Source organism: Flavobacterium sp. W22_SRS_FK3, from assembly GCF_052113665.1.
Taxonomy (GTDB): Bacteria; Bacteroidota; Bacteroidia; order Flavobacteriales; family Flavobacteriaceae; genus Flavobacterium.
The window spans coordinates 115,426-130,556 of sequence record NZ_JBGQOF010000003.1; the positions used below are offsets into that span (position 1 = coordinate 115,426).

The following is a 15,131-nucleotide window of genomic DNA, read 5'->3' on the forward strand; positions in this document are numbered from 1 at the left end:
TTTATTGTTGATATGTAAGATAGTTATCTACTAAATGAATTAAGGATCTGTCTGCAAGGTTATTACTTTGGGAGGGGATGTAGTGAGCCCAGTTTAGATACGAATCCCTGAAAGATAAATTTCCGGGAGTACTCTCAACCAGCACATAGATTTTTTCTCCAAAGTCATCTTTTCTTTGAGTTTCAAATTCCCCCGTAGTCAATCCGTCATCAGAGGCTATTTTATTAACTATAATGTGCGCACGGATAAAGCCTGCAACCATTTCCTTTTCGTTTTGAGTTTGAAGACTTTGTAAAACAGATCCAGGCAAAACTTTTTTGGATACTGCCTTTGCAATTGCAGCATTATTAGGAATTATAAAAGTGTAAGATGTTCCTAAATCAACTCCCTGGATTTTACCTGTAACAGGATCATATATCGTAGAATTTTTAAGATAATCAAAAAAGGCAAGATATTCAGAATTAGGTTGTTCAGCTAAGCGTTTTATTTTTAACCCCTGCATTTCCTCACTATATTGAAGCAAATTATCAACATAATAGGTTCTTCCATTTTGCTGATCTTCGTAACCTGTAATTCCAACTGGCGTACCATCCGGTACTTCATTTCCGGCAGCATATAATTTATTATTTTTCCATTTTATATATTCTCCTGGAAGATCAAGATCTCCTGTTCGAATAATTCCGGAACCCGACAAATCATTTAATTCTCCGTTTGGGGTTAATACTATTCCATTATACAGTATACGCAATAAACGAGCCCTCGCAATAGCACTAGTAGCAGATGATCCGCCAACTGCGGGATCCACATATGTCCATAATGAAAGGGTCGAATTATATCCAAACCCCATTTCCATAAGCTTGGCATCCGAAGGTAAAAACAGGGTGTACCTTGTATTGATATTACTAATCATTTCCTTTAGCCCGGATCCATCATTCATTAATCTTGTAGCCATAGTGAACTTCGGATCTAAATAGGCTGAGGTATAAACGCTGTAAAATAAATTCGATTTTTGAACTTTATTACTGCCATAGAAGAATCCGTTACTTAGAATTTTAGCATCAACAATATCACTATTAAAATCAAATCTTAAATTTTCATTTAAAGCATTACTATTGGATGGTCCTTTTGATGGCCAAACAGCATTTTGAACCATGTGAGCATTGATGAAGTCACGAAAAATGTATTGGGGAAGCACATTAAGAGAAGGATAATTTTTAAGCAGCACATTATCAATAAATTCTTGTAGAACTCCATTTTCCGGAACAATCATGGAGTACAGATCACTTTGTCCATCATTATCAGCTTGTTTTAAATAATTCTCATTATTAGGAGAAAAGGATAATAGAGGGTCATAAAGCTTAATGTCTACATTGTCTGATTTACCTGTAAAATTATGGTAGGTATTTGTAGCATCCTGACTAAAAACGTATTTAACAAGCCCATAATTTTCGAGTAATTCGCGAAACTTACTGTATTGTGGTTTTTGTTCTAAATATTGATCAAGTGTAACTAAAGGAAGATTTACCTTATTAACCTCATGGATAATTCCGTTTTCAGCAACAATGTCAGCTTCAGTTACTTTTGAATCAAAGACATTAAATCCGGTATATTCAGCATTCGGATAGAAATAATTAAAGTCGGCAGCACTTAAGCTCTTTGCGGCAAAATACTCATCAGTAAAATAAGTGATGTATTTATTGTTATTATCCCCGGGAAGATAACCACCATTACGATTAGAACCCATGATCACTTTAGGCTGTCCATTGATTGTTTTAGTTACAAATCCATCATAATAGGCTGTTCTTCTTCTAAAAGCATTATCAACCACCCAACCCGTTTGCGATTGATAGTCTGAAAGCTGTTCTTGTCTAAAAGCATTGTAGACAAGAGCATATCGAACAATTTTTGCAGCAGTTTCACCATCAACTTTATTTACATCTGAAATTCCCTGCTCTTGAAAAAAATTAGTAAAGGCATCATCATTAGGAGCAAGCATAGTCCAATAACCAGCTTTACCCAATATATCCTTATATCCTGCTTTCTCAATTAAAACTAAAAGATTCTTAAAATTACCACGTGCTTCCAGTTGCTGGTAAATAGGAGGTTCCAAAGTTTCAGGTCGCGCATAGTAATCATCATAGGCATCCTTGCTGCAGCTGGACAGAAGCACTAGAAATGAAAAGACAAGTAAATGGTATATTTTTTTTTTCATTCTTGTTGAAATTTATATAATGGAAGAGGTTAATATTTTTTAACTTTTTTTTTGTAAAATATAATATATCAAACCTAAAGGGTTCTGTTACTAATTCTATCCTGCACTATCCTGTTTTTTTTTATATGTGTTTTTTTAAGTATTATTAAATACGAATAATATAATTTATATGTTAATGTTTTGTAAATGATTAAAATGCAGTATTTGTAAGGCTTTAAGCCTTAATTGGTTTTTATTAACATAAATGTTTTTGGAAACACTTGAAACAGATTTTTTTTAGAAATTTATCCAAAAGAATAACTAAGGCGTATTCATTTATAAAGGCAGAAGGTTTTTTTTTAAAGAAAAATGCTACATGTTTTTCTTATGAAATACAATTGTTTAAACAAAACTTTAAAAAAAAAGTATAGAAAGCCTTTTTCGGCAGATAAAAGATATGGTTTTTTGCTTTTGTAGCAAATTAAGTGATTGTGTATGTGTTAAATTATGATTTGGTGGTTTTTAATAAAAATACATAATGCTGAATAAGGTTTTTTTTAACATTTTTATGTTGATTTTATTTGACAAATGTTTAATAAAACGCCAATGTTTTCAGAAATCCAAAACCTTGATGATGTTTGGCAGAACAATTCAAACAACATCATTAAATCTGAAATCTTTTGATGATCTTACTAATTCAATTTCAAGATTTTCCGTGATTATTATCAAACTTCAGAATTTAGAGTAGCTGTATGTTACTTCTGAAAATCCTGACAGAGAATACCTTTTAGAACATGTTATTACTATGAAAGAAATACTGCCAAATTGTATATTATATATCAATTATGAAGTTATGAATAGAAATATATCTAAATAATTCTTTGTTAAATGATAATTTTATTTCTTGTTAATTTGTTATTAATATGTTGATAAATAATGTTTTGCGTGTTGTTTTAATCATTGTTTATAAACTTTTAATAATTATATTTGAATTGATTAACTGCTTATTAATTTAAAAATATTTATTATGGATAAAGCTATAAAACTAAAAGTTCGAAAGGAGCTAAATGGTCAGCAACAGGTAAATATAATTAGGTTAAAAGGGAGTTTAATTTCTAAAGGATATACAGAAATAATACATATTCTGGATCAGGATGACGAGTTTCATATCAATTCATTTGCTACGCCTGTTGAAACTACTAATGAAGTGCAGGAATATATTACAGCATTTATCAATAAAGAAAATTTAACTGATATGATAAGCTTGTATAAATAATTTTATAGTTGAGTTTTTTAATGTTACAATATTTTGATAATGATGTATTAGTGGTCGATTATTCCAGATAACATTTGTATGTAATAAGATAATTATATTAATATCGCAGAAAAATTAAAACAACCTTGGGTTTTTATTTTATAATGTCTTAAATCGAAAGAATGACTTCAAAACTACTTGGTTTTGCAGATGTGTTGGTAAATTAAATGCATGATAAAATATGGAAAAAAAAGTCGGATAATCAAAAATATATTTGTCCGTTTCATAAAAAAAAGAGGTGAAAATTATACTTATCTAGCTTACAAACCTTATGAGATGAAAGTATCGTTAAATTGACGAAAGAATTTTTTAGAAATATAGGTACAGCAAGAATGCTGAAAATATCAGCGATAACATTAATAAAAAGGAATCGTTTTTATCGCTCGAAATATCACCGAACCACTTATAATAACAGGAAACCGATGAAGTAGATGAATTTTACACTTATATACCACAAGATAAATTACATCTGGCTGGTTTGCCCAGATTTTTTAAGTCTACTTAAAGTTGTTGGAATGCGCTCTGCAAACATCTCTGCCTTTGCAGTTTCTTTAAAAGTTCTTGCAACGTGTAAAGGAGAATAAAAGTCTCCTGACTTTTTCTGTGAATATTTTTAGAATTAGCGAGGTTTTTTTATTACATCAAACTTATTTTAGCAGACTTTATAAAGGGTCAACTGTAGGTAAACATTCCTCGATCAATTTCTAAAAAAAAAGCTTCAGATTTCTCTGAAGCTTTTAACGTTGTAGCGGGAACAGGACTCGAACCTGTGACCTTCGGGTTATGAGCCCGACGAGCTGCCTACTGCTCTATCCCGCGATGTTTCGGGTGCAAAGATACGCCCATTTTTTAGAAATCCAACCAAAATATTAAAAAATGTTTTATTTTATGTATTGACTTGATATGACTACCTTTGCACAATAAATTAATACACAAATGTCACATAAAGCAGGTTTTGTAAACATCATCGGGAATCCAAACGTTGGAAAATCAACATTGATGAACGCCTTTGTTGGAGAAAGATTATCGATCATTACATCAAAAGCACAAACAACTCGCCACCGTATTCTTGGAATCGTCAATGGCGAAGATTTTCAACTTATATTATCGGATACTCCCGGAATCATCAAACCGGCTTACGAAATGCAGGAATCGATGATGAATTTTGTAAAATCGGCTTTTGAAGATGCTGATATTCTGGTTTACATGGTCGAAATAGGTGAGCAGGACTTAAAAGACGAAGCTTTCTTTAATAAAATCATTCACGCTAAAATTCCGGTTTTATTGTTGTTGAATAAAATCGACAATTCAAATCAGGAACAATTAGAAGAACAAGTGGCGTTTTGGACAGCAAAAGTCCCAAATGCAGAAATTTTCCCAATCTCGGCTTTACAGAATTTTAATGTACCGGAAGTTTTCAGTAGAATTATTTCTTTGTTGCCCGAATCGCCGGCGTATTACCCAAAAGATCAGCTGACAGATAAGCCAGAACGTTTTTTTGTAAACGAAACAATTCGTGAAAAAATCTTATTGAATTACAGCAAAGAGATTCCGTATGCAGTAGAAATCGTTACAGAAGAATTTTTTGAAGATGAAAAGATTATCCGTATCCGTTCGATCATTATGGTGGAACGCGAAACTCAAAAAGGAATTATCATCGGACATAAAGGTGCTGCTTTAAAAAAAGTAGGAACCGATGCTCGTGCTGATCTGGAGAAATTCTTCGGAAAACAAATTCATATTGAATTGGTCGTTAAAGTGAATAAAAACTGGAGAAGCAACGCCAATATGCTGAAACGCTTCGGTTATAATCAGTAATATAGTTTGGGCGTGTCCCTCCGGGCCGGGCTATTCGTTGCAATCTTTTGTTCCATTTCATTACACAAAAGGATTTTCACTGCTATCCCTCACGCAAACAGCACTAAAAAGAAAATTAAAAAATAAATAGGATATTGGGCAGGTTAAGAAAAGAGTAATAATTTAAAATTTTAAACTAAAATATTCTTGAACCCTTGAAGCCCTAGCCCAGATGGAAGCGACATCCTTTTTCTGGCTCCTTTAGCCAGGAAAAGATATAGCGGACAGCTGGAAATAGCTCCTAAAATAACCAGAAAAATAATAAAAAACTTAGGTACTTAGAAACTTAGCGACTTAGCCACTTTTTTACCTACCTTTGCAAAAAATTAAAATTAAGTATTTTGGACAACAAGTGATTAGGTTATTAGGGAACTAAAAATCTAAAACCTTGAATCTAGAATCTAAAATTCAAAAAAATGAATAACATTGTTGCGATAGTAGGAAGACCTAATGTAGGGAAATCAACCCTTTTTAATAGGCTGATACAAAGAAGAGAAGCTATTGTAGATTCAGTATCTGGGGTTACCCGTGATAGAAACTATGGTAAAAGCGAGTGGAACGGAAAAGAGTTTTCTGTAATTGATACCGGCGGATATATTCGCGGATCTGATGACGTATTTGAAGGTGAAATCCGCAAACAAGTAGAGCTTGCTATCGACGAGGCCGATGTTATTATTTTTGTAGTTGATGTAGAAGAAGGAATTACACCAATGGATGAAACAGTAGCTAAATTGTTGCGTAAAGTGACAAAACCGGTTTTACTGGCTGTAAATAAGGTTGATAACGCAATGCGTGAGAAAGATGCTGTTGAATTTTATAACCTTGGTTTAGGAGAATACTACACATTTGCCAGTATTTCAGGAAGTGGAACAGGAGATTTACTAGATGCTTTGATTGACTCTTTCCCAGAGAAACCAGAGCCGGTTCAGGAAGAGGTGGTTTTGCCTCGTTTTGCTGTGGTAGGTCGTCCAAATGCTGGTAAATCAAGTTTTATCAATGCCTTAATTGGTAAAGATCGTTTTATGGTAACTGATATTGCAGGAACTACTCGTGATGCTATTGATACAAAATTTGACCGTTTTGGTTTTGAATTTAACCTGGTTGATACAGCGGGAATCCGTCGTAAAGCTAAGGTGAAGGAAGATTTGGAATTTTATTCTGTAATGCGATCAGTTCGTGCGATTGAGCATGCAGATATTTGTATTTTGGTAATTGATGCAACCCGTGGATTTGAAGGACAGGATCAGAGTATTTTCTGGCTTGCTGAGAAAAACCGTAAAGGTGTTGTAATCTTAGTAAACAAATGGGATTTGGTAGAGAAAGATACCATGTCGACCCGTGATTACGAAGAGAAAATCAAAAAAGAATTAATGCCTTTTACAGATGTGCCAATTTTGTTCGTTTCGGCTTTAACGAAACAACGTTTGTTGAAAGCACTAGAAGCTACAGTTCAGGTTTTCGAAAATAGAAAACAAAGAATTTCTACTTCAAAATTCAATGAATTTATGTTGAAGGTGATTGAAGCATATCCGCCGCCAGCAACAAAAGGGAAATATGTGAAAATTAAATATTGTATGCAATTGCCAACTTTAACGCCTCAATTTGTGTTTTTTGCCAACATGCCACAATATGTTAAAGAACCTTATAAAAGATATCTGGAAAATAAGATTAGAGAAAATTGGGATTTCTCAGGAGTGCCAATCGATATTTATATCAGAGAAAAATAAAATTGAAATCCCCGCTGAGTCGGGGATTTTTTATGCCTTTTTTTAATTGAAAAATAAAACGCGTTCAACCATTCCCATCATATTTGAATAAATGTGAAACTCACAATTAAACCTTTTATTTTATTTACAGTCTTACTGCTTTAACCAACCATTTTATGACCAGATTATATTATTTTTCACTACTTTTTATTTTTGCTTATTCAGCTAATGCCCAAAATGACATTGTTCTTAAAGGAACTGTAGTTGATATTAATACGCAATTGCCACTTGAGCTGGCCACCGTTTATTTTACCACTGTTAAAGACTCTACTGTTATTGATTATACTACAACAGATAAAAACGGTTTATTTAGATTAACTACAAAAAAATATGATAAACCGGTTTTTCTAAAAGTGAATTACATGGGGTATCAAACGTATCTTGAAGAACAAAAAGAACTTTTAGAAAGTAAGGATTTTGGTAAATTATATTTGCTTGAAAGCGTAAATGCTTTAAATGATGTTGTGATTAAAAGCGAAGCGCCACCAATCCGAATGAAACAGGATACCTTAGAGTTTAATGCTGCCTCGTACAAAGTTCGTCCCGATTCAAACGTGGAAACATTGCTGAAACAATTACCGGGATTTGATATTGATGACGCTGGAAAAATCACGGTGAATGGCCGCGAAGTAAATCAGCTTTTAGTGAATGGAAAACCCTTTTTTGATAGAGATGGGGCCATAGCATTGAAAAATCTGCCTTCGGAAATTATACAAAAAGTTCAGGTTTCTGATTATAAAACCAAAAAAGAAGAATTATCCAAACAGGAATCTACTTCAGATTATTCGAGTATTAACCTGACTATTGATGAAAAGAAAAACAAAGGTTATTTTGGTAAAGTTCTTGCCGGATATGGTTCTGATGACCGCTATGAAAGCAGCCTTATTATGAATTTCTTCAATAATAAACAAAAAATAAGCATATTAGGATCTTCTAACAATATCAATTCGACCGGTTTTGCTCAGGATGAAGTATTTGATAATATGGGTGGTGGTAGAAATAGCAAAAGCGCTAGAACGACCGGAGGTAAAGGAATTACACAGTCTAACTTGCTTGGAGTCAATTATTCTGATGACTGGGCTGAGAAATTACTGGCATCGGGAAGTTATAATTTTGATAATAAAATTAATAATAACCAAAGTAAATCTAACGAATTGAGCATTTTGCCAACAGGAAATAACTATACTGTTGCAGATTCAAAAACCCGAAGCGAAAGCACCGGAAACAAAGCGAACTTTGAATTAGAATATAAAATAAATCCAACTACACGTCTTGTTGTTACTCCAAATGTAAGTCAAACTCGCTCTAACTCCAATTCAGATTCTCACAGTAAGACAACAGAGGATGATGAAAACGGACCGCTTTTAAATAATAGTGATGCAGAATCTTATAAAGAAAGTACAGCTACAAATTTTGCAAATACAATTGTTTTCAACAAAGCTTTCGAGAAAAAAGCCCGAAACATGAGTTTTGTTTTTTCGAATAATAATACTAACAATGATTCGGATGGACTTAATGATTCAAAAACCATTTTTACTCAGGAACCGGATAAAAATATTGATAGATATCAAAAAACAACCGGTCGAAATGTTTCAGACTCTTATTCGATGGATTTAGAATATACCGAACCAATTACAGATTCTTTGAGAGTGAGATTTGGTTCTGATTTTGATTGGCAAAATTCTTCAAATGACCAGAAAACTTATGATGTGGATCGGTTAACAAATGAAATTTTAGGATTGAATTCTTCATTAACAACATATACCACGTCTATGCAAAATGCGTTTACACCAAAAGTAGGTATTACGCTGCGAAAAAATAAATTTACATTAAATTTGGATTCAAAGACATCTATTATCAATTTTGATAACTATTCGTTGTATGCGGGCAATGATACACAGTTAAATAAAAAATACGCTTTGCCTTTTGGTTCTGCTCAATTGCGATATAAATTTAGCAGGTCTAAGAATTTGACATTAAAATACGATTATTCGAATGCTACACCTTCAGCAAATTATTTAATGCCAATCGCCAATTTAAATAATCCATTGAATAGTATAATTGGTAATCCGGATTTAGATCCGATTGAGAAAAATTCGATGAATTTCAATTTTAGAAATTTCGATTTTAGAACTCGTTCAGGTTATGCTTTTTCATTAAAAGGAGATTATTATAACAGTGATATTGTATCTACTTCTGTTTTTGATGAAAATGGAAAAAGAACCACAACTTATGTAAATATTTCAGGAAATTATTCCATTTCAGCTGGTGCAAACTGGAATCAGTCTATTAAAAAAGACGCACATGTTTTTCGATACGGAATTGGTTTAAATGGAGGTTATAATTTTGATAAAGGGTACACAAATGCTGTTTTGTATAATGCTAAATCAACTTCAATTTCACCAAAATTATATTTTACTTATGAATATGGTGAATTGCTGACCATATCTCCATCTTACGGTTTATCGTTTAATGAGACTCACTATGAAAATACTTCTGCAAGTTCAACATCAACTGTAGTACATAGAGCCAATTTACAAACGACAACCTATTGGCCAGAAAATTTAGTTTTTGGAAATGATTTTGGATACACCTACAATTCGAATATTTCAGATGATTTTAAAAAAGATTTTTACTTATGGAATACCAGTTTATCATATGGTTTCTTAGATAAAAAACTATATGCAAAAGTAAAAGTTTATGATGTTTTAAATCAGAACCAAAGTGCTGTCAGAACAATTTCGGCAACTTCTGTGCGTGATGAACAAAATACAGTTTTAAAGCGCTATATTATGTTTTCTGTAGCTTATAAAATTGGAAATTTCGCTGGCGAAAAAGGCTCGAAAAGAAAAGGGGGAGGAAGAGAAAGGGAAGAATAAGTTTTTTTTAGCAATAACTTATTTAGGAATCTAATAATTAATTATAAAAAATCCCAAATCACTTTAAAATCTGATTTGGGATTTTCTATACATCTAACATCTAACTTTTTACAATTTTACGATTAATTCTATGATAAACGGTAAAACGAATAATATTGCGATCATAAAAATCTACACCGCTTGCACGTCTCTGGAAGCTTTTTAAATACCCTAATTCTAAACCAATATTGGGATTTAAATTATAACGCAAAGCAGTATAAATGCGGTTTTGATCAAAAGTATTTCGCTTGTTGTCTTTTCCGTAATTCAGTAAAATTTCATCAGAAATAATTCCTTTTAAGCTTCTTTTTTCTTTTTCCAAAATTGTGAAAGTTGATTGTAAGCGATATCTGATTCGGAAAGAAAATGAAAAATCGTTTAATATTTCTGTTTTATTTACTTTTTGTATAAAACGTTCTTCGAGCTGAAAACGGTTATGAAAAGTAATTTTTACAATATCATTTATAAAAGTTATATCCTGTTGCGCTCTGTATTCAGGAACTGTAAAATCAGGATCAACGCGAGGAGTTTGTGTATTTACATTAAAAAAAGTAAATCCTCCGCCTAAATCTATATTCTGATTGACACGATATCTTCCCTGCATTCTTAGTAGCCATAAATTTTCGAGAACAGGTTTTACAAAGTTTCTATTGTCTAATTCTGAATGTAAAGCCCATTTTTCAGATAAAGGCAAAATGTTGTAATATCGAATCCAGGTTAAGGTTTGCTGTTCAATATTTTTTTCGCTTTGTGCTAAAGAAAACTGACTGAAAATAGCGAAAAAGAAAAGGAATCTGATAAACTTCATCAATACGGTATAAATTCAAGCAGCGAATATATACAAATGAGAGATGATTTTAAGAAAAGTATTGGGCTTTTAAATTTGTTTTAATTGCTATTTTGTGATTTATAAACAGTTGATTTATAAAAAAATGAGATACGCTTATTAAAAAACGCATCTCATTCAACCAAACTAATTTTACTCATTTATATTATAGAGAATATTTTAAAGTAACTCCGTAAGTTCTTTGATCTCCTAATACAGCAGCGTATTGTCCTGCATTTCCGCCAGCTGGCAATAATTGCTCATAGTAATCTTTGTTTAAAAGATTACGCCCCCAGAAGTGAACTGACAAACCTTGCGATGCCCGGAAACCGAAACGGGCATTAAAAATTGCATAACCCGGAACGATTAAGTATTTTGAAGCAGAAGGGCTTGATGAAAATTCAGAGCGCGCAAAAGAATCAAGACCTAAAAATATTTTTCCGCTATTGCCAAAGAATTTTGCATTATCAGAAAGCTCTCCGCCAAAAGATCCTGCCCATCTTGATGCACCCGGTAAATCTGTTCCTGAAACATCTTTAAAGGCTACTGTGGCTCCGGTTTCTTCTAATGGAAGTGGGGCATTTGTGAATCTTACATATTTACCATCTGTATATGTTGCTGCGGCATTTACAGTTAAGTGTTGGCTAAAAACAAAACTGGCATCCAATTCGGCACCTCTTACACGTACTTTATCAGCATTTGCTAGGTATCCACGGTTTACACCTAATTCTGCAGCCTGAACGTTCGTCTGAAAGTCTTTAATGTCTGTATTAAAGAATGTCAGGTTAAATATTGAATTTTTAAAAGGAGAAGTTTTTATTCCTACTTCATAATGATTTACTTCTTCTGGTTTAATTACGGCAAGTTCAAGAATTGGTTCACCAGCCAGAGTAGGTAATCCGGCAACATTTACACCAACCGGTTTATAACTTTTGGCAAAAGTAGCATATCCATTAATCTTATCAGAAGCTTTGTATGATACTGTTAAATTTCCTGAAAAATCGGTGTCATCTGTGTTTGATGTAAAAGCCTGATCTGTATAAACTAATTTTTTCAATGCAATTAATGCAGGATCGGCAGTCTGAAGTCCACCATATGTAGTACGTGAATAATCAGCATCTTTTTTATCGAAATTATATCGTAAACCTGGTAATACATGTAGACGTTCTGTAACTGCCCAGTCTAACTGTCCAAATACTGCAGCACTTGAAGCTCTGATTCTGGCATCAGTTTTTATTCCGTATCCTTCAAAAAGATCTGGGGTTTTCCATAAGTCACTTGTAGTGCTTTGAGAAAAACGCCATTGCGCATTTCCTGATTCTTCAGTACCATTCGTTTGTGAGGTCTGATCTATAAAAAATACACCTGCAACACCACTTATTTTAGAGGTAAGCTGACCAGCATAACGAACTTCCTGTGTTATTTGTGTTTGTCTTGTTGGATTTTGTGATTTTGCCAAAACTTGTAATCCTGTAAAATCCCTGTCGTTTGATGGATCCCAATTCCAAAAGCGCCAGGCTGTTGTTGAGGTTAAAGTTCCTCTTCCAATTTTTGTATCAATATTAAGAGAGACACCACCCATATCCTGATTTGATCTCCATGGCGTATCCTGGTCAATTTTACGATCGAATGCGTTTTTGCTTGGTAACTGGTAATTTAAATCGGCAATAATAGCATCAAACTGACGGTAAGAAGCTCTTTGTGTTGGCGCAACACCTGCAATTACCTGTGCGTATCCGTCAGGACGCTGCGTTGTGATATCAGTAGCGAAAATAATATTAGTATTTTCTGATGGAGTCCAAAGTAATTGTCCTCTGATTCCCTGATTGTTTAAGGTGTTTGTAGCTCTTCCTGTTGCTATATTGTCGATTAATCCATCACGTTGCGTGCCTGAAAAAGACAGTCGGCCTGCTATTTTTTTACCTAACGCACCTGTAACCGAAGCTTTGGCCTGAAGAAATGCATAATTTCCATAACTTACTTCAAAATCTGCTCCAGATGTAAAACTCGGTCTACGGGTAGTAATATTAAAAGCTCCTGAAGTGGTATTTTTACCAAATAAAGCTCCTTGCGGGCCACGCAAAACTTCAACTTGTTCTATGTCAATAAAGTCTAATGTTGTAGCAGCCGGCCGTGCATAGTAAACACCGTCGACATAAAAACCTACTCCCGGATCGATTCCATCATTGGTAAGACCAAAAGGAGAACCAAGGCTTCTAATGTTAATTCCGGTATTTCGTGGGTTGGAAGAATACAGTTGTACAGATGGTACCAGCTCTTTTATACGATTTACATTAAAAGCGCCTGTTTGTTCTGCTTGTTTACCAGTGATAACCGAAACAGCTATTGGAATATCCTGGACTTTTTCTATTCGGCGTCTTGAAGACACAACAACTTCTATAAGTTCATTTTCTTCTTTAAGTGGTATTTGTAATAGAGGTATTGGTAGTGAAGTGACTTCTATTTCTGCAGTTTTGTAACCTACATACTGAGCCAAAAGTGTGAAAGGTAGTTTTCCTTTTGAATCTATGGAGAATTTTCCGCTTGCATCTGTGATTGTATTAAATGTTGTTCCTTTTATAACCACATTAACTGCTTCCAAAGGAATATTTTCTGAAGTTGTTATTGTACCCTCAACGTTTTGTGCAAATGATAGCGAGAAGATTAAAAAGAAAAGTATTGTAAATATATTTTTTATTGATTTTTTCATTTTATAGTATGTATATGTAATTAGTAAAATTTAAATTAAAATTTTTTTACCAGCATATACACATTATAAAAGAATATCTTTTCACTGTTGTGAAATTCTTGCTTTCATTTTTTTGTAAAAGATTTTTTGTTACTCCTGACTTACTTAATTTTACTTTCATGGTTTAAATTTTGTAAATATTTGCTAATTATTTTCGGCAAATATACACAAGTTCTATAAATTTAGTAGAATTTAAAATATATTTTTTTATTTTTTTATTAGTGATGCGATAGTAATGTTCTGCATTGCTTTTAAAGTTTCGTCCCGAATGATCATTAAGCCATGGCGCAGACTGCATTCTTCTTCGGTTTTACAATCAGAACATGGCTCATAGAAATTTAATGATGCACAAGGCAAAAGTGCAATTGCACCGTCAAATAAACGGTGAATTTCTGCCAAAGTAATGTCATTTTTAGATTTTATCAGATAATATCCGCCAAATTTTCCCTGCTTACTGCTCACAAAACGTCCTCGTTTAAGATCCAGTAAAATTTGTTCTAAAAACTTTTTAGGAATATTAGCTCCATCAGCAATTTCTATTGTTTTAGAAATGTGATCCTGATCTTGCTCTGCTAGATAAAGTAAAGCCTTAAGGGCATATTTTGCTTTATGTGATAACATCTGTTTTTATTATGAATTGTAAATTATTAAACTTGAAACAAAAAAACGTAATTAAAGGACAGTTTACCAGCCTCCGCTCGAACCTCCACCAGAGAATCCGCCTCCACCAAAACCTCCGCCGAAGCCTCCGCCTCCAAAACCACCTCCGGATGATCCGCCTCCGAAACCTCCGCCTCCGCTTCTTCCAAGACTGCTTAAAAGAATGACATCCATCAGGCTTGGACCTCCACCATTACTGCCTGAATTTCCTCCGCCGCCTTTTTTATTTCGAGACAGTAAAATTAAAACAATTACAACAATTACAATAAAAGGCAGGATCGGAAAATCTTTTCCTTTGGTTTGTTTGCGCTCACCTTTAAATTTTCCTTTAAAGACATCAATTATGGCATCAGTTCCCTTATCAAGTCCGTTGTAAAAACTTCCGGCCTTGAATTCCGGAATAATAATATTTCTGATGATTGTTCCGCCAATTCCGGCTGTCAAACGATCCTCAACGCCGTATCCAGGATTAATGGCTATTTTCTTTTCGGCTTTAGCCAATAAAATAATTACACCGTTATCATCTTGCTTTGTTCCGCCAATTCCCCAAGTTTGCCCCCATTTTGTGGCCAACTGACTTACATCTTCGCCTTTTAAACTTTCAATTGTAATCACTACAATTTGAGTCGTGGTAGAATCTGAATAGCGAATTAGTTTTTCTTCGAGTTGTGTTTTTTCGGATGCGTTTAAAACATTAGCATAGTCATAAACAGAAGTTTGTTTTTGGGGTATTTTAGGTATTTCAAATTGTGCAAAAATACTATTACATATAAATAACGCTATTACCAAGAAGGAAAACTGAAAAAATCTGTTGTAATTTGATGTTTTATTTTTTGAAATCTTCATTAT

Annotated in this window: 9 protein-coding genes and 1 tRNA gene; 4 read left to right on the forward strand and 6 right to left on the reverse strand. The window is 33.5% G+C overall.

Annotated elements, in window-relative coordinates; all coding sequences use genetic code 11:
* Position 1: 1 nt before the first annotated feature.
* On the reverse strand, positions 2-2,212 hold the full coding sequence (locus ACEN2I_RS03710) for a fasciclin domain-containing protein (RefSeq protein ID WP_441764775.1): 2,211 nt from the start codon (positions 2,210-2,212) through the stop codon (positions 2-4).
* A gap of 1,006 nt (positions 2,213-3,218) precedes the next feature.
* Here ACEN2I_RS03710 and ACEN2I_RS03715 point away from each other — a divergent pair.
* Complete coding sequence (locus tag ACEN2I_RS03715) at positions 3,219-3,467, forward strand: hypothetical protein (protein ID WP_441764776.1); 249 nt, start codon at positions 3,219-3,221, stop codon at positions 3,465-3,467.
* Positions 3,468-4,252: 785 nt separating this feature from the next.
* Here ACEN2I_RS03715 and ACEN2I_RS03720 read toward each other — a convergent pair.
* Positions 4,253-4,325 (reverse strand) — tRNA-Met (locus ACEN2I_RS03720).
* Between the two features lie 117 nt (positions 4,326-4,442).
* On the opposite strand from ACEN2I_RS03720, the gene era reads away from it, so the two are divergent.
* From era to ACEN2I_RS03735, 3 genes are all read left to right on the forward strand, one after another.
* Positions 4,443-5,324 (forward strand): GTPase Era, encoded by an 882-nt coding sequence (gene era / locus ACEN2I_RS03725; protein ID WP_026985744.1) that lies wholly within the window; start codon positions 4,443-4,445, stop codon positions 5,322-5,324.
* Positions 5,325-5,779: 455 nt separating this feature from the next.
* Entirely contained in the window at positions 5,780-7,090 is a 1,311-nt protein-coding gene (gene der / locus ACEN2I_RS03730) for a ribosome biogenesis GTPase Der (RefSeq protein ID WP_441764777.1), read from the forward strand.
* Between the two features lie 155 nt (positions 7,091-7,245).
* Positions 7,246-10,008 (forward strand): outer membrane beta-barrel protein, encoded by a 2,763-nt coding sequence (locus ACEN2I_RS03735; protein ID WP_441764778.1) that lies wholly within the window; start codon positions 7,246-7,248, stop codon positions 10,006-10,008.
* A gap of 100 nt (positions 10,009-10,108) precedes the next feature.
* Here the strand turns inward: ACEN2I_RS03735 and ACEN2I_RS03740 are convergent, their stop codons facing one another.
* The 4 genes from ACEN2I_RS03740 to ACEN2I_RS03755 form a co-directional block, all read right to left on the reverse strand.
* Positions 10,109-10,855 (reverse strand): DUF2490 domain-containing protein, encoded by a 747-nt coding sequence (locus ACEN2I_RS03740; RefSeq protein WP_441764779.1) that lies wholly within the window; start codon positions 10,853-10,855, stop codon positions 10,109-10,111.
* 184 nt (positions 10,856-11,039) lie between these two features.
* Complete coding sequence (locus ACEN2I_RS03745) at positions 11,040-13,583, reverse strand: TonB-dependent receptor (protein ID WP_441764780.1); 2,544 nt, start codon at positions 13,581-13,583, stop codon at positions 11,040-11,042.
* Positions 13,584-13,829: 246 nt separating this feature from the next.
* Positions 13,830-14,243, reverse strand: a complete 414-nt coding sequence (locus ACEN2I_RS03750) for an RrF2 family transcriptional regulator (protein ID WP_441764781.1) — start codon at positions 14,241-14,243, stop codon at positions 13,830-13,832.
* A gap of 63 nt (positions 14,244-14,306) precedes the next feature.
* Complete coding sequence (locus ACEN2I_RS03755) at positions 14,307-15,128, reverse strand: TPM domain-containing protein (protein WP_441764782.1); 822 nt, start codon at positions 15,126-15,128, stop codon at positions 14,307-14,309.
* Positions 15,129-15,131 lie beyond the last annotated feature (3 nt).